This is a genomic window from Homoserinimonas sp. A520 (assembly GCF_054489245.1).
Map to the genome: position 1 here is coordinate 854,969 of NZ_JBTMWX010000001.1, position 22,353 is coordinate 877,321.

Sequence of the window (22,353 nt, forward strand, 5' to 3'; positions counted from 1 at the left end):
CTCACGCGATCACGGAACGCTGGGACAGCACGTGGCGGATGCGATCGGTCAATTCGCGAGGGTTGCGCAGGTCATCCGCGTTCACCTGCATCACATACCAGCCGTCGGCCTGCAGCTTCGCGATGCGGGTCATGTCCCGCCGAAACTGCTCCGTCTCGGAGTGGTACTCGCTCTGATACTCCACGATGACTTTCTCCCGCGGGAAGGCGAAGTCGCCCCGGTATTCGGTGCCGTCGCGCGTCGTGATCTCAAAGTTGGAGGTCAGACCTGTGAAGCCGGCCTGAACCATGAGAATGACGAACTTCTGGTGGCCATCGCGCAAACTGTCCACAACCAGAGTGGCTCACGTCTTGAGATCCGGAAACTGGCTGGCGCAGCGCTCTGGAGCAACCAATATCCGGATCTCACCAAGGAGAGTGCCCGGGAGACAACAACGGTGAGGGGAAGAGTGGCGGCGGACGGGCTACTGCACCGTCGAGGTCAGCCGCGCCAGGTTGTCGAGCACGACCGAGCGCACCGGCCGGGACAACCACTCATCGAGGGTCAGTTCGCGGCTGTGCTCCCGGTAGGTCTGCGAGATCTTCCGCAGGTCCTGCACGAAGCTCTTGCCGCGCACCATCACCGAGATTTCCAGGTTGAGGGTGAACGAACGCATGTCCATGTTGCTGGAGCCGATGATGGCGACGTCATCGTCGATGGTGAAGTGCTTGGCGTGCAGCACTGTCGGCTTCTCGTACATCCAAATCCGCACCCCGGCCCGCAGCAGGTCTTCGTAGTAGCTGCGCTGCGCGTGGTAGACCAGCGGCTGGTCGCCGACCTCTGAGACGAACAACTGCACGTCGAGTCCGCTCTGGGCGGCGGTGGTGATCGCGTACAGCATCGACTCGTCCGGTACGAAGTACGGGCTGGTGATGATGATCTTCTCGGTGGCCCCGTAGAGCAGAGAGTTGAACAGGCGCAGGTTGTTCTCGCCGTCGAAGCCTGGCCCGCTGGGCACCACCTGGCAGTCGATGGATGCTTCGGGCACCGTCCGCGGGACGGGGTCCGTTTCGCGCAGCAGCAGTTCGTCGGTCTCGCTGTACCAGTCGGTGACGAAGAGGGCGTTGATCCCGGCGACGATGGGCCCCTCGAACCGCACCATGAGGTCGCGCCACTGCAGCCCGCGCCGCTTGTTGCTGCGCTTGTTGTAGCTGCGGTCGATCATGTTCTGCGACCCGGTGTATCCGACGATCCCGTCGATGACGAGCAGCTTGCGGTGGTTGCGCAGGTCGGGCCGCTGGTATTTGCCCTTCCACGGCTGGATGGGCAACATCAGCTGCCAGAGCACGCCGGACTTCTTCAGGCGGCGGATGGTGCGGAAGTATCCGGGCGACCGCAGCCCGGCGAGGTGGTCGAGCAGCACCCGCACGGTGACGCCTCGCCTGACCGCCGCTTCCATGGCGTTGAAGAACGGTTCGGTGGTCCGATCGAGGGCGAGGATGTAGAACTCGACGTGTACGTACTTCTGGGCCTCGCCGACGGCATCCGTCATCGCCTGCAACGACTCCGCATAGTCCGTGTAGAGCTTGGCCGTGTTGCCGCCGACCATGGGCATCGCGCCGAGGGTGCGGTTCAGTTCGACGGCCGGTTCCAGGTAGGGGGGCCACGGATGTTCGCGGCGCACCGCATCCATTCCCTCAGTGGTTTCGAGGATGAAGCGGTTGATTTCGGCCTGCTTCCTCCGCCGGCTGCGGGGCAGCTTGGTGCTGCCCATCAGCAGGAACAGGAGGAAACCGAAGTAGGGGATGAGGAAGATGACGAGCAGCCAGGCGATGGCGGTCTGCGGCTTGCGGTTGATCGGCACGACCAGGAGGGCTGTCACCCTGATGGCGACGTCGATGATGATGAGCGCCGCCGTGACGCTCACGGCAAGCCATCCCTGGGGCAAAGGGTAACTACCTGAAGTTCGCGAACTGCAGGTCGACGTCGAGATCCGAGCCCTTGAGCAGCGCCATGGTGGCCTGCAGGTCGTCCCTGCTCTTGGAGCTCACGCGCAGCTCGTCGCCCTGGATCTGCGACTTGACGCCCTTCGGGCCTTCGTCGCGGATGATCTTGTTGATCTTCTTGGCGTCTTCCTGCGCGATGCCCTGCTTGAGGCCCGCTTCGATGCGGAATTCCTTGCCGGATGCGTACGGCTCGCCTGCGTCGAGGCTGCGCAGGCTGATCCCGCGCTTGATGAACTTCTGCTCAAGGACGTCGAGTACCGCTTTCACCCGCTCCTCGGAGTTGGCTTTCAGCAGCAGCTTCTCCCCGCTCCAGTCAACGGATGCTCCGACATTCTTGAAGTCGTACCGCTGCGCGATCTCTTTTTGTGCCTGGTGGAGGGCGTTGTCGGCCTCCATCTTGTCGACCTTGCTCACGATGTCAAACTTTGAATCCGCCATGCCGACCATGCTACTTGGGCGCCGCGACTATGGCGATTGCTGCCGCGGCGGCACACGGCACCGCCGGGCCGGGCGCCCTGGGTCGGTAGAGTCGACGGGTGGCGGGCCGGGTGAACGGAAAGCGACACCTGGTGCTGTGGGTGGTGGGTGTGCTGGTCGTTGTCTGCGCGCTGACGGCGGTGGCGATTGTCGCGTTCCAGCCTGCGGCGGTCGAGGACAGTCCACCGTCCGAGTCGTCGCCTGCGTTGCCGCCGCACGCTGTGCCCGCTCCGCTGCCCACAGTGGTGAAGCCGGCCGGCGATGGGCTTGCCGCTCGAGTGGATTCGGAGTGGCTGGTTCTGGCATCCGCTGCCACTGGAATTCCTCAGCGTGCACTGGTCGCCTACCTCGGTGCCGCGTCCATCAAGGCCGACCAGATGCCGGAATGCGGTCTGGGCTGGAACACCATCGCGGGGATCGGCCTGGTGGAGAGCGACCACGGTCGCCACGGCGGTTCGAGCGTCCAGCCGGACGGACGGGTGGTTCCCCCGATCTTCGGGATAGCCCTCGACGGTGCGGCGACAGCGCACATTCCGGACACGGATGCCGGTGCCATCGACGGCGACGCCGAGTTCGACCGGGCGGTCGGCCCCATGCAGCTGATCCCGGGAACCTGGCGCAACTGGCACGTGGATGGCAACGGCGACGGGGTCGAGGATCCGCACAACATCGACGACGCGGCGGTCGCCGCAACGAACTACCTGTGCCGGGCATCCGGCGACATGGTGTCTGGCGATGGGTGGAGGGCGGGCATCGCCGCCTACAACCGGTCGACCAGTTATGCAGTGGCAGTGGCGGATGCTGCGAACCGGTACGCCGAGCTCACCGAGAACCTCGGCTAGCGCATCGACGTGGGACGAGCCGTGCTCGACCGCACGATCAGCTCATAGGGGAGTGCCGTGTTCTGCGAACCCTGGGAGCGCCGGCTGGGCTGCAGCTGGTCCATCAAAATCTCGACGGCCATTTTCCCCTGGAAGGCCGGGAACTGCGCCACCGTGGTCAGGCCGAAGAACTCGCTCAACTCGTGGTCGTCGATGCCGATGACGGAGACGTCCTCCGGCACGCTGAGGCCCATGTCCCGGGCGGCCAGGATGGTCCCGATCGCCATCTCATCGGACGACGCGAAGACCGCGGTCGGCCGGCTGCGCGGGTTGCCGAACAGCTGCTTCGCGGCCGTGTAGCCGCCCTGGATGGTGAAGTCGGCCGCCTGGAACATGCCCGGGTCGACCGGGATGCCGACCGCTTCCAGCGCGCCCTCGTACCCGACCCGGCGGTTGGTGGGCAGGTGGAAGTCGAGTTCGTAGTCCTTGGTGCCGCCGATGTGCGCGATCTTGCGGTGACCAAGCGAGAGCAGGTGCTCGGTGGCGAGCTGGGCAACCTCGACGTCGTCAATGCTCAGGGTGCGGATGCCACGCAGCGGGCCACCGACACCGACGACCGGCTTGTTGATGTTGAGCAGGCCGGTCAGCTCGGATGCGGTGAGTTCCAGGGAGATGGCGATGACAGCATCCACCCGCTTGCGCAGCAGGAAATGTTCGAACACGCTGCGGCGCTGTTCTCCCCCGCCGGCCAGGTTGTAGAGGGTGAGGTCGTAGCCGTGGCTGAGCAGGGCGCTCTCGGCACCCTCCAGCACCGCACTGTAGAACCAGCGGTTGAGGAACGGGATGACAACGCCGATGTTCTTGGTACGGCCAGTGGCAAGGCTGGACGCGTTGGAGCTGACCACGTAGCCGAGCTGTTCGGCGGCGGCCAGCACCGCGGTGCGGGTGGCCGGCGAGACATGCCCGTTGCCGCTCAGCGCTCGCGAGACGGTCGCTGTGCTGACGCCAGCAAGCTCCGCCACCGACTGGATGCCCGGCATCGCGCCTCCCCAAACTCTTTTCGCTGATAGTAGCGCCGAAGTGGGGGCGGTCATCAGCCGGTCGGTGTCACGAGCGGCTCGCGGACACTGTATTCTGTCCTGTGCGCCTTTGGTCAGATGAATACATGTGGTCGGGGGCGCCCTGGCAAGTTACCCAAGCGGCCAAAGGGATCTGACTGTAAATCAGACGGCTCAGCCTTCGTGGGTTCGAATCCCGCACTTGCCACGCACGGCCCGGCTCTCCGCCGGGCCATTTGCGTATCAGCGACGTCGTGCACCTTCGACGGTGTCGACATGTGAGCAAGCGCCCCGCCGAGCGGCCGATATCGGACAACTACTCTCACCTCGACGCCCTTGCTGCGCGCCCGTTTCGAGACCACGACCAACAGCATGGACGGAATCGCGCCTGCCGGGCATGTATTTGGTATAGGCATGGTGACGGGAGCAACTGATGACTGACTCGATTGACGACCGGCTCGCGGCTGCAGGGCGGGTATACACCACGAGCTCTGAGGTCGCGTCCGTCCTTTCAGAGCTCGCGGATGCTCGGGCATCCGCCGCCCGTTCGTCGCGAAAGCGCCGCGTGCTAGTCCCGTCAATCTCGATCGGTGTTGCGCTTGCCGTGTCTGGTGCCGGTGCGGTGGTGGCGACCCAGTGGCATCCGTGGGAGATGACGGACCCCGACATTGTTGTCGCCAGGGATTGGACGGACGGGAATGGCACATTCCTGGGTTCCTGTGAAACCCGGCTTGCTGCGCACTCGGTCGCACCCGAGGCTCTGGAGGCCATGCGGCACTACCTCGACACAAGTGGCATCGACAATCTCAGACCCAACCCGGAGATCGTTGCGGCAGGGCTGCTCTCGGTCGGGCGTCCGGATGACCTGGGTCGGCTCATTCCGGGGGCGGTGGCCTCGGACTATGACGTTTCGCACAGCGGTGAGCCCTGGTCGTCCGAATGGTACTCGGACGCGCGCATCCTCCAGGATGGGCTGATGCATGAGGTCTTCACCCGGATGTCCCAGGAGGCGTACGCCACTCAGGAGACTGAGGATGGTGCCGCAATCTTGGCCAACTCGGGCATCTCAGCCCAGCTGGAGACGCAGTGCACGACCGACCCGCCGCGTTCGGCGGAAAAGTGAGTGGCCAGCGCCTCGAACGCGCGATCGAAGATGCGGCTCCTGCATTGCTCGGCTATTTCGTGCGCCGAGTGGATGTCGTGGAGGACGCAGCCGACCTGGTCAGCGAGACGATGATCTCCGCCTGGAAGGCCTCGCGACGAATGCCGCGCGACCCGCAGGAGGCTCGCATGTGGTTGTTCGGCGTCGCGCGAAACGTGTTGCGACACCACGTGCGCAGTTCCTCCCGGCGAGATGCGCTGGTCGCGTGCCTCGGCCAGGCCGTGTCGGCGGCCCAGCCGCCTGACGACGATATCTCGCTCGACGTCCGTGCCGCCGTGGAAGAGCTTCCCGAGCCTCTTGCCGAGCTCATCCGCCTCGTGCACTGGGACGGATTCAGCCTGGAAGATGCGGCCGCGCACCTGCGTATACCCGCGTCGACGGCCCGAGGGCGCCATTCTCGCGCCAGGCAACTCCTGCAGGAGAGCCTCGCGTCAGTGCACCGCTGAGCGAACCGGTCCGGCTTCGACCAGAATGGGTGCTGAGCGAAAAAGGGAGTGCTGTGGTTTCTGTTGCGAATGATGCGCTTCTCAAGCTGGCCCGAGATGTCGCACAGGCGGGGGCGAAGCTGGCCCGCACCCGGCGCGAGGCCCTCATCCGCTCGATGCTGGCGGATGCTCGAAGCGCGGACGGCTTCTACGGCGAGGAAGGAGCAGCGGACGCCGGCAGCAGCGGCCTGACCTGGGTGGTCGACCCCATTGATGGCACCGTCAACTACCTCTACGGCATCCCCGAGTACGCGGTCAGCATTGCCGTCGTCGAGGGCGATCCGGATCCGCTCACCTGGAATGCCCTGGCCGGGGTCGTGGTGAACCCGGCTTCCGGAGAGGTGTTCAGCGCGACGGTCGGGGGCGGCGCGACGCTCGACGGGCGGCCCGTCCGGGTGAACAACGAGGTCACCCTCGACCAGGCACTGGTCGGTACCGGCTTCTCCTACAGCGCCGAATCGCGTGCCGCGCAGGGCGCAGTGCTGGCCGGCCTGATCAGCCAGGTGCGGGACATCCGCCGCCATGGAGCAGCGGCTCTCGACCTGTGTTCGGTCGCCTGTGGGCGGCTGGACGCCTACTACGAACGCGGGTTGCAGCCCTGGGACCACGCTGCCGGCGTACTGATCGCCCGCGAGGCCGGCGCCCTGGTGACCGGGCTGGGCGGGCGCGCTCCATCCGCCGATTTCCTGCTGGCAGCGGATGCTGAACTGGCGGCCAAGCTTGAGCGAACGCTGGGAAAACTGGGCATTTAACGATTGCCACTGGGGTTATCGGCGGTCCTGCGGTACTCTCGATGAGTTGTGCGGAATCCCCTTCCGTTTCTGATTCGTTACCGAGAGTGATCGGACCAGCCACCCGAGCTGGTCAATTGTGTTGTTTAGGAGTTGTCGCAATGTCCGTAGCCTGCATTGACGCGAGCACCGTTGAGGAAGCTGCGTAGTGCCCGGGCTCAGGCGACAGCACCGCAAGGCTTCGAGCCATGCCGTCCGCACCCTCGACAGCGCCGTGCTTCCGAAGATGGCGCGCCCGGCGGTCGGCCGACGCTTCTTCAGGAAGCTGCTGAGCTTCGGCGCGATGGCCGGCGTCGGCGCACTCCTGGTGGCCACATCGCTTCCTGCCAACGCGTTCCAGAGTGCGAGCGTCGACGAGGTGGCGACAGCTGCCGTCGTTGAGAAGCAGTCCGTCACCGTCCTGTCGGCTGCCGAGCAGACTGTGCACCGCGAGGGTTACACAGTCGAGAAGCCGCCGCCGCCCAAGCCGAAGGTCGTTCGCGTGGCTGCGGTGTACGGGTCGTACTCGAACAACCCGAACGGCACCATCCAGTGGCCCTTCCCGAGCTCGCCGGTCTTGAGCTCTTACGGCCCGCGTGGTGGCTCGTTCCACAACGGAACCGACTTCTTCCCCGGCGGCGGAACGCCGATCGGCGCGATCAGTGACGGTGTCGTCACCGCCGCCACCTCCAATGGCGGCTGGGGCAACTACGTTGTCGTGCAGCACAACATCAATGGTCAGGTCGTCGAGAGCCTTTACGCCCACATGCGGTACGGCTCGATGACCGTTGCCGCGGGCCAGCAGGTTTCGGTTGGACAGTTCCTCGGAGCCGTCGGTGACACCGGGCGCGCATACGGCGAGCACCTCCACCTGGAAATCAGCGTCAACGGGTCCAATGTCGACCCGTACGCCTGGCTGATGGCCAACGCCAACTAACCATCCCGCTTTCGGGGGTGGCGGTTCGTTAGGAAATTCGGCTAGTGTTTATGAATCCGTTATATTTGGGCGTCGACGCAGTGCGGCCGGGCCTTGAACGGTCACAACCTTCGAACACCGCCCTCCCGCGTGTCCGAATCCAGCTGAGCATTGCGGAGCCCGAATGAGCAATCACACCACCAGTACCTGGCGTGTGCTTGCCCGAGGTTCCCAGATCAACACGTTCGTCCAGTAATCAGGTAAAGGGTCAGTAGCTAAGTGTCACAAAACTTCTGGGAATCGGAGCAGCCTCGCGAGGCGACGCACACCGAAGAACCCCAGATCACTAGACCCCACGCGCCCAACCCCCCAGCGGATGCTGCTGCGCCCATGTCGCGCAGGGAAGCCCGCGAACGCCGTGAGCAAGAGTCGGCCGCTGCCATTGCCGCTCTCATTGCAACTGATGACCCCGCCCCGGTTGCCGCCGAGCCGTCTCCCGCCGCTACCGTTCTCGCCGCTGTCGACGCAGCCGTTGTCGACGCAGCCGTTGTCGACCCGGCCGCTGCTGTCGCACCGCCCACGATCGATGCGGCACCGCCCATGCGGCCCCGTCGGGCATCCGCCCGCCGTGCCCCCCGCCGCGCCCCCCGTCGCGCGGCAGCCCGCCCGGTAGGTCGACGCGAATCCGTGCTCCCGTCGATGGCGAAACCGAAGATCAGTGGCCGCGCGCTGCTCACCAAGCTCATGTCGTTCAGCGCCATGGTCGGTGTTGCCGGCATCCTCGTCGCTACGTCGGTTCCGGCCAACGCGTTCTTCTCCGGTGTGCCGCAGGATGCCGGCCTGCAGAGCCAGCAGTCCGTGCAGTCGAACATCGAAGCGCAGTCGATCGGCGTGACGGATGTTCCGGAGGCCGCCAAGACGCACGCCAGGGACAGCTACACCGTCGTCTCCCTCACCGAGCAGCTCCGCGGCAAGTACGACACAGCCGCCTTCTTGTTCACCAACAACCCGAACGGCACCATCCAGTGGCCGTTCGCCACCGGGGTTCCGATCTCCAGCGGTTACGGCGAGCGGGTCGCCTGCTCGTACTGCTCGTCGAACCACCTGGGCGTCGACTTCGTGCCTGGGCTGGGTGCTCCGATCCAGGCGATCGCCGACGGCGTCGTCCGCGAGGTCAACATCGGCGGTAGCGCTTACGGCGTGAACGTGATCATCGACCACGAGATCAACGGCCAGAAGGTGACCAGCCTCTACGCCCACATGCAGTGGGGTTCACCGGCCGTCGCGGCAGGCCAGGCGATCACCGTCGGGCAGTACCTGGGTGATGTCGGAAACACCGGCGCATCCACCGGTCCGCACCTCCACCTCGAGATCCACGTCAACGATAAGCCGGTCGACCCGTTCGTCTGGCTCAAGGCCAACGCGAACTGATCATCGAGCGCTGGTCTTCCTTCCACGCGCTGGCGTAGTTTGACCCGCGCGGGAGCGGACCACCCGCGCGCGCCGAAGTTATCGGTCTCGACGAGCTCGACCAGCTTTAACGGTCGAGAACGCTAGGCCTTCAGCCAGACGGTGGCGTCCGGGCCGAGCACCGATGACGGCGCGGCGTCGGATGCGAGCAGCAGGTCGTGCCCGTCCGGCAGAGTCACCGGGGTGGTTCCGGCGTTCGCAATCACGAGCACTCCGCCGTTGCGGTAGGCGATGGCGTCTTCGCCGTAGCCGTCCTGCCACTCCAGCGTTCCGAGGCCCAGCCGGTGCTCTGCCCGAAGAGAGAGTGCCAGGCGGTACAGCTCGAGAGTGGATCCGGCGACACCGGTTTGGGCATCGCGTGCATAGGTCGCCCAGTCGACCGGCTGCGGCAGCCAGCTCTCACCGTTCGGGCTGAAGCCGAACGCGGGCGACTCCGCCTCCCAGGGGATGGGCACGCGGCATCCGTCACGCCCATAGCGCTCCCCGTTGGTCCTGAACCAGGTCGGGTCCTGGCGGGAGGCATCCGGAAGCTCGATCGCCTCGGGCAGGCCAAGCTCTTCGCCCTGGTAGATGTAGGAGCTACCCGGGAGGGCGAGCATCATCGTGCTCGCGGCGCGGGCACGGCGGAGTCCAACGGCAGCGTCGGGCTTGCCCTTGGAGTCCGGGCCGATGCCGTGACCCTGCAGGTTGTCCGCGGTCAGGGCGAGCCGGCTGGCGTGGCGCACGACGTCGTGGTTGCTGAGCACCCAGGTGCTGGGTGCGCCGACATCGTTGAACGCCTTGAGCGAGTCATCGATGACGGTGCGCAGCTCAGCCGCACTCCACGGTGTCTCGAGGTAGGCGAAGTTGAATGCCTGGTGCATCTCATCGGGGCGCACCCATTTGGCGACCTTCGGCAGCGGGTCGACCCAGGCTTCGGCGGCCAGGATGCGATCACCCGGGTAGCTGTCGAGCACTTCACGCCATTCGCGGTAGATCTCGTGCACGCCCTCCTGTGCCCAATAGGGCGGGTCGTCGTTCGCTTCGTCGCTGATGCCCGGCTCGAGCGTTGCCGAGCCGCCGCCCATGCTCCCGCCTTCGGTGGGGGGTGAATAGTCGGGCAGGCCGTCAACCTTGATCAGGCCGTGGGCAACGTCGACCCGGAAGCCGTCGACTCCTCGATCGAGCCAGAAGCGCAGGATCTCCACGAACTGTTCGCGCACCCACGGGTTCTGCCAGTCGAAGTCAGGCTGGGAGGAGTCGAACAGGTGCAGGTACCACTGGCCGAGCGTGCCATCCGCTTCCGTCACCTGCGTCCAGGCCGGCCCGCCGAAGACCGACTGCCAGTTGTTCGGCGGCACGTCCCCGCCGTCGCCGAGCCCGTCACGGAACATGTAGCGTGCCCGCTCCTCTGAGCCCGGGCCGGCAGCCAGCGCCTCCTGGAACCAGCGGTGCTGGTCGGAGGAGTGGTTGGGAACCAGGTCGACGATGACCCGGATGCCGAGCGCGTGTGCTGCCGCGCGCATCCGGTCGAAGTCCTCAAGGCTGCCGAACAGGGGGTCGACGTCGCAATAGTCGGCAACGTCGTAACCGGCGTCGCGTTGCGGCGAGGTGAAGAACGGCGACAGCCAGATCGCGTCGACGCCGAGTTCGGAGAGGGAGGACAGCCGGGAGGTGATCCCGGGCAGGTCACCGACTCCATCGCCTGAGGCGTCAGCGAACGATCGCGGATAGATCTGGTAGATGACGGCGCTGCGCCACCACTCGCTCCCCAACTCGGAGGGACTGAACGCCGCGGTGTCGCTCGCGGGCACGACGAAGTCTTGGTCACTCTGGAGTGTCATGGGGGCAACGATACGCCACCGGATGCTCGAATGTAAGCGGTTGCAGAGCGGCGCTTCACAGTAACCGTTACGGATTGTTTGCAAACAATGAGTTGGCAAACGGCTCCTGAGACGGTATGAATGGAAGCGCTTGCAGTATCTTGCTGCGGGCCATCAAGAGAACGTCCTCCCAGCGCGCGAACCAAACAGCCACAGCGGCCAGCGTGATCGTCGAGGCCGTCCGCACACGAAAGGTGACACCGATGAAGGTGAACTCCACAGGATCCCGCTCCCGCAGCATCCTCATGGCCGGCGCTATCGCCACCACCGCAGCACTCGCCCTGGTCGGTTGTGCCGGCGGCGCAGGCGAGGCTGACAATGACGAAGGCACCACCAAGTTGACCGTCTGGGTCGACGCAGAGCGCGTCGACGCGCTCAAGGAGGTCGCGGCCTCCTACGAGGACAAGACCGGCATCACGGTCGACCTCGTCTCCAAGGACAACGCCAAGATCAAGGATGACTTCATCCAGCAGGTGCCGACCGGCGAAGGCCCCGACATCACCATGGGCGCCCACGACTGGGTCGGCGAGCTCTTCACCAACGGCGTCATCGCACCGATCGAGCTGAGCGAGAAGAAGGACGACTTCCTCGACGTCGCCTACAACGCGGCAACCTACGACGGCAAGCAGTACCTGCTGCCGTACGCGGTCGAGAACCTCGCGCTGCTGCGCAACGCCGACCTGGCACCGGATGCTCCGGCCACCTTCGCGGACATGATCGCGGCTGGCGAATTCGTGGTCGAGCAGGGTGCGGATGGTAACCCGTACCACCTGTACCCGTTCCAGACCTCCTTCGGTGCACCCGTCTTCGGCAGTGACGAGAGCGGCTACGACGCCACCGACCTGCAGCTCGGCAACGCCGGCGGCGAAGCCTTCGCCGCCTGGCTGGCAGAGCAGGGCAAGGCTGGCACCATCAGCACTGAGATCACCGGCGACATCGCCAAGGAGAAGTTCACCTCGGGCCAGGCGGCATTCTGGCTCACCGGGCCGTGGAACGTCTCCGCTGCCGTCGACGCCGGCATCAACCTCGAGGTCGACGTGATCCCCGCCCCGTCCGAGGAGGCTGCCCAGCCGTTCGCCGGTGTGAAGGGCTTCTTCCTCAGCGAGCAGAGCGAGAACAAGGTTGCGGCGAACGACTTCCTGGTGAATTACCTCGCCACCGAGGACGTACAGACCGCCCTCTACGAGTCCGGCAACATCCTGCCGGCGCTGAAAGCATCCGCTGAGGCCGCATCCTCCGACCCCATCGTCGAGGGCTTCGCCGCCGTCGGTGCTGAAGCCGTACCGATGCCGGCAGTTCCCGCCATGGGGGCCGTCTGGCAGTTCTGGGGAATCACCGAGGCCGCCATCCTGAACGGCGAAGAGCCGGTCGCCGCGTGGCAGAAGCTTGCCACCGACGTGCAGGGCGCCATCGGCTAACAGGCCACACCCTCCTGTGGGTTGAGTAGCGCGCCAGCGCGTATCGAAACCGGTTTCGATACGGCCCTAGCGGGCCTACTCAACCCACATGGGCCATAGGCCTGTGCTCCAGACGAGAGACGAAGATGACGATCGACAAGCAGGTCACCAAGCGCGCTGCCCGCTCGAGGAGCGCCGCGCGCATCGCCGAGCAGGCATCCGGCGGCGTGAAAGTGCTGCTGCTCAAGATGCTGGCGCTTGGCATTGTCGACGCGATCGCCGTCTACGCCCTCTTCGTGCTGGTGCTCAGCGACGAGTGGCTGGTGGCCGTAATGGTCGCCGTCGTCACACTCATCGTCAACTGGATCTACTTCTCCCGCCGGGCACTCCCGGCCAAATATCTGACGCCGGGCATCATCTTCCTGGTCATCTTCCAGATCTTCGTCGTCGGCTACACCGCGTACATCGGCTTCACCAACTACTCGACCGGGCACAACTCCGACAAGTCGCAGGCGATCGATGCGCTGATGAGCTCGGCGCTCGAGCGGGTGCCGGATTCGCCCGCCTACGACGTGACAGTCGTCGAGGGCCTCACCGGTCTCGGCCTGCTGGTCACCGACCCGGACGGCGACGTCAGCGTCGGCACGGCCGACCAGCCGCTGCAGCGGGTCGATGACGCAGAACTCGACGGCGACAAGGCCGTCGCCGTCAACGGCTACGCGAGCCTCACCTTCAAGCAGGTACTGTCCCGCCAGAGCGAGATCACCGCGTTGCGCGTGCCCTTCTCAGACGACCCCAACGACGGTGCACTGCGCACTCCGGATGGCAGCAAGGCCTACGTCTACACGTCCAGCCTGATCTACGACGAGCAGGCGGACACGATGACGGATGCCGACACCGGCACTGTCTACAGCGACACCGGTACGGGCGCATTCACCGCAGCCGACGGTGACGAACTGCTGCCAGGCTGGCGCATCAATGTCGGCTTCGACAACTTCGCGAAAGCGTTCGGTGAGCAGAGCATCCGCGAACCGCTCATCAACGTGACCATCTGGACGATCGTGTTCGCCGCGCTGTCCGTGGCGACCACCTTCGCGCTCGGCCTGTTCCTGGCGATCATCTTCAACGACCTGCGGATGAGGGGGCGCAAGTTCTACCGGATCGCCATGATCCTGCCGTACGCTTTCCCGGCATTCCTGTCGGCCCTGGTGTGGGCGGGCATGCTCAGCGAGAGCTTCGGCTTCATCAACCAGGTGCTGCTCGGCGGGGCATCCATCCCGTGGCTGACCGACCCGTTCCTGGCCAAAATCAGCATCCTCATGGTGAACCTCTGGCTCGGGTTCCCCTACATGTTCCTGATCTGTACCGGCGCGCTGCAGGCGATCCCGGGTGACATCGTCGAGGCCGCCACCGTGGACGGCGCGAAACCGTGGGCCATCTTCCGCCTCATCAAACTGCCGCTGCTGCTGGTGACCATGGCCCCCATCCTGATCGCCTCATTCGCGTTCAACTTCAACAACTTCAACCTCATCTACATGCTGACCGGCGGCGGGCCCCGCGATCACGCGGCCAGCGTGAACGTCGGCGCCACAGACATCCTGATCTCCATGGTCTACAAGGTGGCCTTCACCGGGCAGGCGCGCGACTACGGCCTGGCCAGCGCGTTCACCATCATCATCTTCATCCTGGTGGCGACCATCGCTGTCGTCAGTTTCCGCAAGACCAAGGTGCTGGAGGAGCTGAACTGATGGCCGAAACTTTGACCGCCAAGCGCCCGTTCTCGTTCGGCCGCTGGTTCCGCGCCACCGGCTGGCGGCACATCGTCGGCGTCATCATGGTCATCTTCTCGGTGTTCCCCCTGCTCTACGTGCTCTCGGCATCGCTGAACCCGCGCGGAACCCTCACCGGGTCGAACCAGCTGTTCTCCGCGATCGGGCTGGATGCTTACGCCAGACTGCTGAGCGACCCCAGCCAGCCGTTCGCCGCCTGGTTCGGCAACACCATCCTGATCGCCAGCATCACCGCCGTCGCTACCGTGTTCCTCGGCGCCCTCGCCGCCTACGCGTTCTCGCGGATGCGCTTCACCGGCCGGCGGTTCGGGCTGATGACCATCGTGCTCATCCAGATGTTCCCGCAATTGTTGGCGGTGGTCGCCATCTTCCTGCTGATGAGCACCATCAGCGACTGGTTCCCCGCCATCGGGCTGAACACCCACATCGGGCTGATCATGGTCTACATGGGCGGGGCGCTCGGAGTGAACACCTACCTCATGTACGGGTTCTTCAACACGGTGCCCTCCGATATCGACGAAGCGGCAAAGATCGACGGGGCCAGTCACGCGCGCATCTTCTTCACGATCATCCTGCGATTGGTCGCGCCCATCCTCGCCGTCGTCGGCCTGCTGTCGTTCATCACCACCACCAACGAGTTCGTGGTGGCGAGCATCCTGCTCATCGAACCCGAGAAGCAGACGCTCGCGGTCGGTCTGTACAAGCTGGTGTCGAACCCGAACTACGCCGACTGGAGCGCGTTCTCGGCCGGGGCGATCATGGCGGCGGCACCGGTGATGGCGCTGTTCCTGTTCCTGCAGAAGTACATCGTCGGAGGGTTGACGGCCGGGGCCGTCAAGTAACTCGGGGCGGATTGGCGGGCAGTGGCATGGGCTCCGCCCATAGAAGCCCGGCCCACCCGAGCCCAAGCATCCAACCCCTCAGCCTTTGGTACGTGAGGTCCCGGGGTGGTTGCGGCTGTGCCGGACTTGCCCGCACCCCTCTCCACTTCCGCGAGAAGGCAAAAAGTCACCCAACGGGCGCGGTTTCGGTGACTTTTCGCCTTGTGACAGCGGATCGGGAGAAGTTGGGAAGAAAGTTTTTGGCGGATGTCGATTCCGTGGGGTCCCGTTCGACGTCATAGTAGGAGGACGCACACGGCGGCTCCGCAACGATAGGGAGAACACCATGAAGTACATGCTGATCATGCGCTCAACCGACGAGGCTCTCGAAGCGTCCAAGAAAATGGACTTCGAGGAGATCATCAACGCGATGGGCGCGTACAACGAGTCCCTGATGAAGGCGGGCGTGATGCTCGGAGGTGAGGGACTCACCGACGCCAAGGAAGGCTTCGTCGTCGACTTCTCCGCAGAGAAGCCGATCGTCACCGATGGCCCCTATGGGGAGACCCACGAGCTGTTCAACGGTTTCTGGATCATCGAGGCCTCCAGCAAGGAGGAGGCGGCAGAGTGGGCCAGCCGCGCGCCGCTGGGCCCCGGCAGCAAGCTCGAGGTGCGCCGAGTGAACGACGAGAGCGACTTCGCCGACTTCGCCGACAACGAGTACATCAAAAAGGAAGTTGGCTGGCGCGAGGAGCAGGCCGCGCGCGCCCAGTCGAACTGACCGGCTGAGCCGTGACAGACATCCGTCGCAGGGTCGACGCCGTCTGGCGCATCGAGGGCGCGCGCATCATCGCGACCCTCGCCAAGATGACCGGCGACGTTGGCCTCGCGGAGGACCTCGCCCAGGAAGCCCTGGTCGACGCCCTCACCCAGTGGCCAGAGTCAGGCGTCCCGCAGAACGCGGGCGCCTGGCTCACCGCTGTCGCCAAGCGCAAGGCGATCGACGGCTGGCGTCGTCGGGAGCGGCTCGACGAGCGGTATCGAGCGATCGCACATGACCTGGAGGAGGCTCGCGATGACGAATGGCAGCCGATCGACGACGACCTGCTCCGGCTGGTCTTCACCGCCTGCCACCCGGTGCTCTCGCGGGAGTCGCAGGTCGCGCTGACCCTGCGAGTGGTCGGCGGCCTCACCGCTGAGGAGATCGGGCGGATGCTGCTGGTTCCGGTGGCGACGGTACAGCAGCGGATCGTGCGGGCCAAGAAGACCCTGTCGGCGGCGCAGGTTCCGTTCGAGGCGCCGGATCCGCCGGAGTGGAAGGAGCGGCTGGGCGCAGTGCTCGGCGTCATCTACCTGATCTTCACCGAGGGGTACGCCGCGACCTCCGGTGACCGCTGGATCCGCACCGAGCTCGCGAACGAGGCCCTGCGGCTCGGGCGCGTGCTCGCCGGGCTGCTGCCGCGAGAGCCTGAGGTGCACGGGTTGGTCGCGCTGATGGAGTTCCAGGCGTCACGCTTCGGAGCGCGGGTCGCCAGGGATGGCACCCCGATCCTGCTGGCCGACCAGAACCGCTCGCGCTGGGACCGCACCCAGATCGAGCGCGGCCGCGCTGCATTGAGGGCAGCGGATGCCGTGGGCAGGGGTCGGGCAGCCTATGGTTTGCAGGCGGCAATCGCCGAGTGCCACGCAATCGCCCCGAGCGTCGATGAGACTGATTGGCAACGAATCGTGCTGCTCTACGAGGCGCTCGGCCGTTTGGCGCCGAGCCCAGTGGTGGAACTCAACCGGGCGGTTGCGGTGTCGATGGCGACGGGTCCGGCGAGTGCCCTGAGCATCGTCGACCGGCTGGATTCGGAGGGCGCCCTGCGCGGTTCGCATCTGCTGCCGAGTGTGCGTGGCGAGTTGCTGGCCCAGCTGGGGCGGGTGGAGGAGGCACGCTCTGAGCTGCTCACGGCTGCCGCTCTCACCGCGAATGAGCGGGAGAGCGCGGTGCTCCGCGCGAAGGCTGCGGCCCTCGAGGTGTCGGGTTAGCTGTGGGGCCGCGCTCTGCATTAGCCTCCTGATATGAGTGAGTTGCTGTCGGCATCCGCTGCCCCTCGGGCCCGGGTCCTCGCGTCGTATTCGGTGGATGCCGATCGGTCGCCGGAGTGGCTCCGGGTGGAGTTGCGGCGGCTCGCCGAGACGGCGGAGGCGGCGCTGCTGGGCACCGACGCGGAGGTCGTCTTCGTCGATGCCGGCCGCACGACCGACGACCCGACCGAGCTGGTCGACGCGTTCGACGGCGTGCTGGTGCTGGGCGGCGCGGACCTCGACCCGGCGTTCTACGGGCAGGAGCCCCAGGAGGGCAAACTCTACGGCGTCGACCCGCGGGCGGATGCGTTCGAGCTCGCGCTGATCAACGCAGCCGTCGATGCGGGCAAGCCGTTCCTCGGAATCTGCCGCGGCATGCAACTGCTGAACGTCGCGTTCGGCGGCACGCTCATTCAGCACCTGGGTGACGACACCATCCACAGCGTCTCCGATGTCAACGACGTGATGATCGAGCACACCGTTTCGCTGAGACCGGGCACGCTGGTCGGCGACCTGTATGGCTCGCCGACCCTGGGAATCCGCTCCGGCCATCACCAGGCGGTTGCCGAAGTGGGGGAGGGGCTCCTGGTGTCGGCGGATGCTCCGGACGGCACGATCGAAGCGGTCGAGGCTGCCGACGGTTGGGTGCTGGGTGTGCAGTGGCACCCGGAGGACCCGAACGCGGATGCCGCGCAGCTGGTGACCCTGATGTCGGAGTTCGCGGCGCAGTGCGTCGACGCCCGGGCAGTTCCGCGGGTCGAGCGCCTTCTGTGGGTTGAGTAGCTCGCGCAGCGAGCCTTTCTGTGGGTTGAGTAGCTCGCGAAGCGAGCGTATCGAAACCTCCGTCCCGCGCCCCGCGTCGAGATAAGTCTGTGGTGGCATCCGGGCATCCGTTCGGATGATATTCTGTACCGGTTGCCTGATTCGAGGCGGTGCTTCTGCGCGCGGAAGCTTCGCCCCCTTAGCTCATTGGTAGAGCACTTCCTTGGTAAGGAAGAGGTAGTGGGTCCGATTCCCACAGGGGGCTCGATCGCCGGTCTTGTACTGGTGGATCGTGGCTGAGTAGCTCAGTTGGTGAGAGCGCACGACTCATAATCGTGAGGTCGCGAGTTCGAATCTCGCCTCAGCTACACATTAAAAGTGCTGGTAAACCCGTGTTTTGCCGCTTTTTCACCCCCTTCGAATGTGACCTCACGATTCGAGGGGTTCATCTTTTCGCGCACCGCCAGGGCGGCATCGGTGGACGACGAGCGCGTATATAGCTCTGTTGTCGAAATGGACGCGTGACCAGCCACGCGCTGAATGTTCTGGGGCGAGTTGCCTGCTCGTGCAAGCCGAGTCAGAAATGTGTGCCGTAGGTCGTGGAATCGCAAGGCCCGCCCGTCGGGAAAAGTGGCGATTCGTTCGCGCAGCTCTTGCCACTTCACGGCTCGAGCGAGGTTGCCGCTATCGAACGGCCCGCCGCGCGCACCAGTGAAGACGTGAGCGAATCCGGACTGTTGTGCCTGCTCGAGCCACGGAATCAGTTCGTTCAGGATAGGTACGCTGCGAATGTGCCCGCTCTTCGTGGCTCGAATCTCCAACTTGCCTTGGCCGTTGGGTGAGAACGTGCGTCGCACCGTGATGAGTCCTTGTCCCGCGTCTACGTCCTCCCACCGGAGGCCAACCAGTTCCCCGAGGCGCAACCCGGTGAATGCGAGGCCGGCGAGGGCGCATTGACCGGTGGGATGAAACTCCGTGAGCGACAGCATCCGCGCTACTTGCAGATCGCTCAGAGCGCGGCTAACGGGGTCGGCTTCGTTAGCCTTGCCGCGTGATCGGGGCAGTGACCGGCAAGGGTTCGACCCGAGGAGGCCGCCCATCACAGCAAGCCCAAGAAGGCGAGACAGCAACGCGAGGGCGTCTTGTTTGGTTGAAGGGCTTCCATCCCAAGAGGCGCGAGCGCGGGAGATGACGAGTGCAGTTAGTCCCGTCAAAGGGAGGTGCCCGAGCGTGGGGTTGATTCGCAGCCGCCATGCACGGCTATACGCGGCGACAGCGTTTGAGACTAGACCTTCTTCAACGAGCGAGTGGTACTCGTCGTAAAAGTCGGCAAGCGTCACCGAAGTGCGCTCGCTGTGGGGAAGTCTCATAGTCTGAGACTACGACACTAGATATGGCTAGTGCAACATTCTGGGACTAGCTCTTCTTCTGGCGCTCTGCCATGCCCTTCACGAAGGCTTCGACGTCTACCTCTAGGCCCGGGAACTCATACACGTCCGGGTGCTCCCCGAAGGCAGCGCGGAACTGAGAGATGCGCCGGTAGACGCTCGATCTGCTCATGCCAAGGTTCTGCTGCATTCCCTCAAAGCCGCCGACCAGCCGCCAGAGCACCCAGAAGCCGAAGAGGTCGAACATAGTCGAGTTGACGTACCCGCGCATGAGCGTCTTAAGGCCAGGGAACGCTGCAAGCAGTGGCTTGTTTACGGACTTGTTCGCGGAATGGTACGAGTCCCACGCAATCTCGAGCGCGCTCTTTGCGCGGCCTTCACCTTCCGGTGAGGGCATCCGATCTGCCCTGAAGTCTGCCACTGGTCCCCGTCCGGTAGTTCTGCAATCTCGGACTACCAGACTACGGCCAACGGCCGTCAAGGTCCATCTCTAATGGCTCCCGAAATCTTCTACACAAGATCAAGCAGAGACAGGTGGCTTCGCAATCATGGCAAGATTTGGTTTGTGAATGATTATCAATCGACGGGTGCAATCAACGAACGGGAGCGGCCACGCATACTTTTGTGGGTGCAATCCGATGACGATATGTCGACGTTCGATTGGGTAAAGGAAAAGGCAGCCACTTTTCGTCGCGTCCGTAGTCTCGGAGAGGTGGACCTAGGCGAGTGGGACGTAATCGTGACTAATGAGGCTCACGCTTCCATTAGGACGACCGATTGGGGGGCACTGGTCCCAGCGAGCTGGACGCGGGTTCCAGATCACCTGTACATTTTTCGCATTTTTTCGAATAGATCGTCATCACGAGGACGCTCGTATTTCGAGTTCAATATTGACGAAAGCAACGACGCGGTTGTGGCCCGTGCCATCAAGTTCAGCTCCGACATCCCAGGGCACAGAATGTTGCGAGTTGGCGACCTTTCGGAGCCGATTCAAGACCTAGTAAAATTCCATCTCTTGCCTGCTGTCGAAGCGCGCAAGTTTCAGTTTGGGATCGAGAAAACCTCCGGCAGCTTAGAGCCCGCAATTATCAAACTGAGGCCATTTCTTCTCGGACCGTCAGGGATCATCGTCGGGGCAAGCTATGAAAGGCAAGGGGGTGGGTCAGTGTGGCTACTTCCAGCTGATACCCCGTCTCTATCATCGTGGTTTGAGGTTGCCATGACTGAGTGGCACCTGAAGGACAGGAGGATCTTTCCGACCATCAACACATGGCAGTCCGCCAACCAGTGGGACACGAGGGAAGAGGTTGCGGCACGACTGGAACTAAACAGTCTTGATGACCAGTTTGCAAAGCTTGAACTGGAATACCAAGTCGCCAGGGCTGAGACGCAACGAAAGCTGGACGAAGCGACAGCACGTGCAACAGCCGGGCCAAAATCTTTGTTGACTTCGAAGGATGAGCCCTTACAGAATGCGGCGTTTGAAGCACTTGTTCAATTAGGTTTCGACGTCGAAGATATGGACGAGTCATGGCCAGAGCGTGAGCGCCGAGAGGACTTCAGGGTGCGTGACCCCGATGCACCCGAGTGGCTAGTATTGGCGGATGCAACGGGTGTCGCCAAGGGTGCCCCAGGTTCAAAGATCGCGACAGTAGCCGGCTACGTAACGAAATATGTGCTCGAGGAACGCCCTCAGGCGGCGCCGGGTATCTGGATCATTGTGAACCGGCTGCCTCACAGGGACCCTATGACGAGAGGCGACGTGTATAGAGAAGATGACCTGGCGGTACTTCGATCACAGCCAGGTCTTGCCATTGACTCTGCCGCTCTTTATCTCTTGACTCAGGCAATCGAATCACCATCGCAGCGCGCAGCAGCATGTCGAGAGTGGCTCCGAACTCGAACCGGACAGGTCACCACAACCGAAGCGATGGAGTGGCTAGAGGAGAACGCATGAAACCTCTAACGTTTACTGCCGCCCTTCGCGCTTCGCGCTGCGGTTGCCCCCGGAAGGTGGTTGCATCCCGCGTGACCCGCTAGCGGTTCACGGAGAAGGGCAAGAGGCCGCACGGCACCGCGCGTCGCCCCTACGGGGCACCCCGCGCGGCGTCCGTGTGACCTCCCACCCTTGCAGTCGGTATCCGCGATCACTCAGTCGCAGTAAGCGCATAGCTCACGACCGAACGTGTCTCGCGCACCATTCGGCGGGGTTGGGTTGCCGCAGTTGTCGCACGCACGAAGCCCCATCATGGTGCAGATTGCACAATCTGGTTTTGCCATTGTCATCACCCCCTTCTCACGGGACCGCTGCCGAGCATGGAGCCAACTCGAGGCGCAAACGCAGCGCGCGCCCCTCCGCAACACCAGCCAGGGGAGTCGGTGGACAGTCAGCCGATCCAGCTTTCGACTGAGACTCTTGGGATAGAAACCACTCGAGGCGCAGTCGCCGCTGCACCGTGCGAGTCAGGCCAGTGAACGACCATCCAATGCGCTGCTTCGTGCGACGTGATGCACTCACGACCTGTGTGAAGTGACGGGACATCGCTGACAGGTTCGTGACAGGACATCGCTGACACTGATGGTGCGATCGGCAAGCATTTGCTGATGGTGCAGAAAGTGGTCCCGATGGAAACGAAACTGGCGGCGATCTTCGCCATGGATGCGGCCGGGCTGGTCCCGAATGTCAGACAAGTGTGCCGGGATTTAGAGATCAGCAGGCAAACCTATTACAAGTACCGGCGCCGTTTCGAGCTAGAGGGAATCGATGGGTTAGCCCCGCGGTCACGTCGCCCGACAGGCTCACCGACCGCGACACCGGCAGAAATGGTCGCGGCGGTGGTGGCTGCCAGGGCGTCCTTGGAAGAGGAAGGGTGGGACTTTGGGGCGATCTCGATCCGTTACCGGCTGTTGCTTGATGGGTTGCAGCCGCCAGCAGCTCGCACCATTCACCGGGTCTTAGTTCGCGAGGGCCTCGTCGTCCCGGCACCCCGGAAGCGGCCACGGTCATCGTTGCGTCGGTTCGTGTTCCCGGCCACCGATGATTGCTGGCAGATCGACTCATTCGAGCATGACCTGGCGGACGGAACCACCGTCGTCGTCTTCCAACTACTCGATGACCA

The 22,353-nt window shown here is 64.2% G+C and carries 21 protein-coding genes and 3 tRNA genes; 17 read left to right on the plus strand and 7 right to left on the minus strand.

Annotation, left to right across the window (positions count from 1 at the left end; genetic code table 11):
• Position 1 precedes the first annotated feature (1 nt).
• The 3 genes from ACX3PH_RS04395 to ACX3PH_RS04405 all read right to left on the minus strand — a co-directional run bounded on the left by ACX3PH_RS04395 (position 2) and on the right by ACX3PH_RS04405 (position 2,423).
• Positions 2–331 (minus strand): endonuclease domain-containing protein, encoded by a 330-nt coding sequence (locus ACX3PH_RS04395; RefSeq protein WP_459089753.1) that lies wholly within the window; start codon positions 329–331, stop codon positions 2–4.
• 132 nt (positions 332–463) lie between these two features.
• Positions 464–1,906 (minus strand): cardiolipin synthase, encoded by a 1,443-nt coding sequence (gene cls / locus ACX3PH_RS04400; RefSeq protein WP_459089755.1) that lies wholly within the window; start codon positions 1,904–1,906, stop codon positions 464–466.
• A 28-nt stretch (positions 1,907–1,934) separates the two neighbouring features.
• Entirely contained in the window at positions 1,935–2,423 is a 489-nt protein-coding gene (locus ACX3PH_RS04405; protein ID WP_459089757.1) for a YajQ family cyclic di-GMP-binding protein, read from the minus strand.
• A gap of 110 nt (positions 2,424–2,533) precedes the next feature.
• On the opposite strand from ACX3PH_RS04405, the gene ACX3PH_RS04410 reads away from it, so the two are divergent.
• The gene (locus ACX3PH_RS04410) at positions 2,534–3,304 is read left to right on the plus strand and encodes a lytic transglycosylase domain-containing protein (RefSeq protein WP_459089759.1); all 771 of its coding nucleotides are present in this window, start codon (positions 2,534–2,536) and stop codon (positions 3,302–3,304) included.
• Here ACX3PH_RS04410 and ACX3PH_RS04415 read toward each other — a convergent pair.
• The gene (locus ACX3PH_RS04415; protein WP_459089761.1) at positions 3,301–4,323 is read right to left on the minus strand and encodes a LacI family DNA-binding transcriptional regulator; all 1,023 of its coding nucleotides are present in this window, start codon (positions 4,321–4,323) and stop codon (positions 3,301–3,303) included. The genes ACX3PH_RS04410 and ACX3PH_RS04415 overlap by 4 nt on opposite strands.
• Before the next feature lie 144 nt (positions 4,324–4,467).
• On the opposite strand from ACX3PH_RS04415, the gene ACX3PH_RS04420 reads away from it, so the two are divergent.
• The 6 genes from ACX3PH_RS04420 to ACX3PH_RS04445 all read left to right on the plus strand — a co-directional run bounded on the left by ACX3PH_RS04420 (position 4,468) and on the right by ACX3PH_RS04445 (position 9,105).
• Positions 4,468–4,549 (plus strand) — tRNA-Tyr (locus tag ACX3PH_RS04420).
• A 225-nt stretch (positions 4,550–4,774) separates the two neighbouring features.
• Positions 4,775–5,464, plus strand: coding sequence for a hypothetical protein (locus ACX3PH_RS04425; protein WP_459089763.1), 690 nt, complete (start codon positions 4,775–4,777; stop codon positions 5,462–5,464).
• Positions 5,428–5,949 carry an RNA polymerase sigma factor gene (locus tag ACX3PH_RS04430; RefSeq protein WP_459089765.1) on the plus strand — a complete coding sequence of 174 codons (522 nt, stop codon included), beginning with the start codon at positions 5,428–5,430 and terminating at the stop codon, positions 5,947–5,949. The genes ACX3PH_RS04425 and ACX3PH_RS04430 overlap by 37 nt, the downstream gene beginning before the upstream one ends.
• A gap of 53 nt (positions 5,950–6,002) precedes the next feature.
• Positions 6,003–6,740, plus strand: a complete 738-nt coding sequence (locus ACX3PH_RS04435) for an inositol monophosphatase family protein (protein ID WP_459089767.1) — start codon at positions 6,003–6,005, stop codon at positions 6,738–6,740.
• A 187-nt stretch (positions 6,741–6,927) separates the two neighbouring features.
• Entirely contained in the window at positions 6,928–7,695 is a 768-nt protein-coding gene (locus ACX3PH_RS04440) for a M23 family metallopeptidase (RefSeq protein WP_459089769.1), read from the plus strand.
• Between the two features lie 369 nt (positions 7,696–8,064).
• Positions 8,065–9,105, plus strand: coding sequence for a M23 family metallopeptidase (locus tag ACX3PH_RS04445; RefSeq protein ID WP_459089771.1), 1,041 nt, complete (start codon positions 8,065–8,067; stop codon positions 9,103–9,105).
• 122 nt (positions 9,106–9,227) lie between these two features.
• Here ACX3PH_RS04445 and ACX3PH_RS04450 read toward each other — a convergent pair whose 3' ends face one another.
• On the minus strand, positions 9,228–10,967 hold the full coding sequence (locus ACX3PH_RS04450; protein WP_459089773.1) for a glycoside hydrolase family 13 protein: 1,740 nt from the start codon (positions 10,965–10,967) through the stop codon (positions 9,228–9,230).
• A gap of 242 nt (positions 10,968–11,209) precedes the next feature.
• Here ACX3PH_RS04450 and ACX3PH_RS04455 point away from each other — a divergent pair, with 242 nt between their 5' ends.
• The 8 genes from ACX3PH_RS04455 to ACX3PH_RS04490 all read left to right on the plus strand — a co-directional run bounded on the left by ACX3PH_RS04455 (position 11,210) and on the right by ACX3PH_RS04490 (position 18,214).
• Positions 11,210–12,424: a sugar ABC transporter substrate-binding protein gene (locus ACX3PH_RS04455; RefSeq protein ID WP_459089775.1), complete on the plus strand. Its 1,215-nt coding sequence runs from the start codon at positions 11,210–11,212 to the stop codon at positions 12,422–12,424.
• Between the two features lie 125 nt (positions 12,425–12,549).
• Positions 12,550–14,151: an ABC transporter permease subunit gene (locus tag ACX3PH_RS04460; protein WP_459089777.1), complete on the plus strand. Its 1,602-nt coding sequence runs from the start codon at positions 12,550–12,552 to the stop codon at positions 14,149–14,151.
• Positions 14,151–15,035 (plus strand): sugar ABC transporter permease, encoded by an 885-nt coding sequence (locus ACX3PH_RS04465; protein ID WP_459089779.1) that lies wholly within the window; start codon positions 14,151–14,153, stop codon positions 15,033–15,035. The genes ACX3PH_RS04460 and ACX3PH_RS04465 overlap by 1 nt, the downstream gene beginning before the upstream one ends.
• Before the next feature lie 325 nt (positions 15,036–15,360).
• Complete coding sequence (locus tag ACX3PH_RS04470) at positions 15,361–15,795, plus strand: YciI family protein (RefSeq protein ID WP_459089782.1); 435 nt, start codon at positions 15,361–15,363, stop codon at positions 15,793–15,795.
• An 11-nt stretch (positions 15,796–15,806) separates the two neighbouring features.
• Positions 15,807–17,045, plus strand: coding sequence for an RNA polymerase sigma factor (locus ACX3PH_RS04475; RefSeq protein ID WP_459089784.1), 1,239 nt, complete (start codon positions 15,807–15,809; stop codon positions 17,043–17,045).
• Positions 17,046–17,078: 33 nt separating this feature from the next.
• The gene (locus ACX3PH_RS04480) at positions 17,079–17,867 is read left to right on the plus strand and encodes a gamma-glutamyl-gamma-aminobutyrate hydrolase family protein (RefSeq protein ID WP_459089786.1); all 789 of its coding nucleotides are present in this window, start codon (positions 17,079–17,081) and stop codon (positions 17,865–17,867) included.
• A gap of 172 nt (positions 17,868–18,039) precedes the next feature.
• Positions 18,040–18,111, plus strand: a tRNA-Thr gene (locus ACX3PH_RS04485).
• Between the two features lie 29 nt (positions 18,112–18,140).
• A tRNA-Met gene (locus ACX3PH_RS04490) sits at positions 18,141–18,214 on the plus strand.
• On the opposite strand, the gene ACX3PH_RS04495 is transcribed toward ACX3PH_RS04490, so the two are convergent.
• Both ACX3PH_RS04495 and ACX3PH_RS04500 read right to left on the minus strand, forming a co-directional pair.
• Positions 18,212–19,216, minus strand: a complete 1,005-nt coding sequence (locus tag ACX3PH_RS04495; RefSeq protein WP_459089788.1) for a tyrosine-type recombinase/integrase — start codon at positions 19,214–19,216, stop codon at positions 18,212–18,214. The two genes, ACX3PH_RS04490 and ACX3PH_RS04495, sit on opposite strands and share 3 nt — an antisense overlap.
• 46 nt (positions 19,217–19,262) lie before the next feature.
• Positions 19,263–19,631 carry a hypothetical protein gene (locus tag ACX3PH_RS04500; protein WP_459089790.1) on the minus strand — a complete coding sequence of 123 codons (369 nt, stop codon included), beginning with the start codon at positions 19,629–19,631 and terminating at the stop codon, positions 19,263–19,265.
• Between the two features lie 96 nt (positions 19,632–19,727).
• On the opposite strand from ACX3PH_RS04500, the gene ACX3PH_RS04505 reads away from it, so the two are divergent.
• Both ACX3PH_RS04505 and ACX3PH_RS04510 read left to right on the plus strand, forming a co-directional pair.
• Positions 19,728–21,191 (plus strand): hypothetical protein, encoded by a 1,464-nt coding sequence (locus ACX3PH_RS04505; protein WP_459089792.1) that lies wholly within the window; start codon positions 19,728–19,730, stop codon positions 21,189–21,191.
• A 647-nt stretch (positions 21,192–21,838) separates the two neighbouring features.
• Positions 21,839–22,353 (plus strand): helix-turn-helix domain-containing protein (locus tag ACX3PH_RS04510; RefSeq protein ID WP_459089794.1); only part of this gene is annotated, 515 nt, incomplete at its 3' end.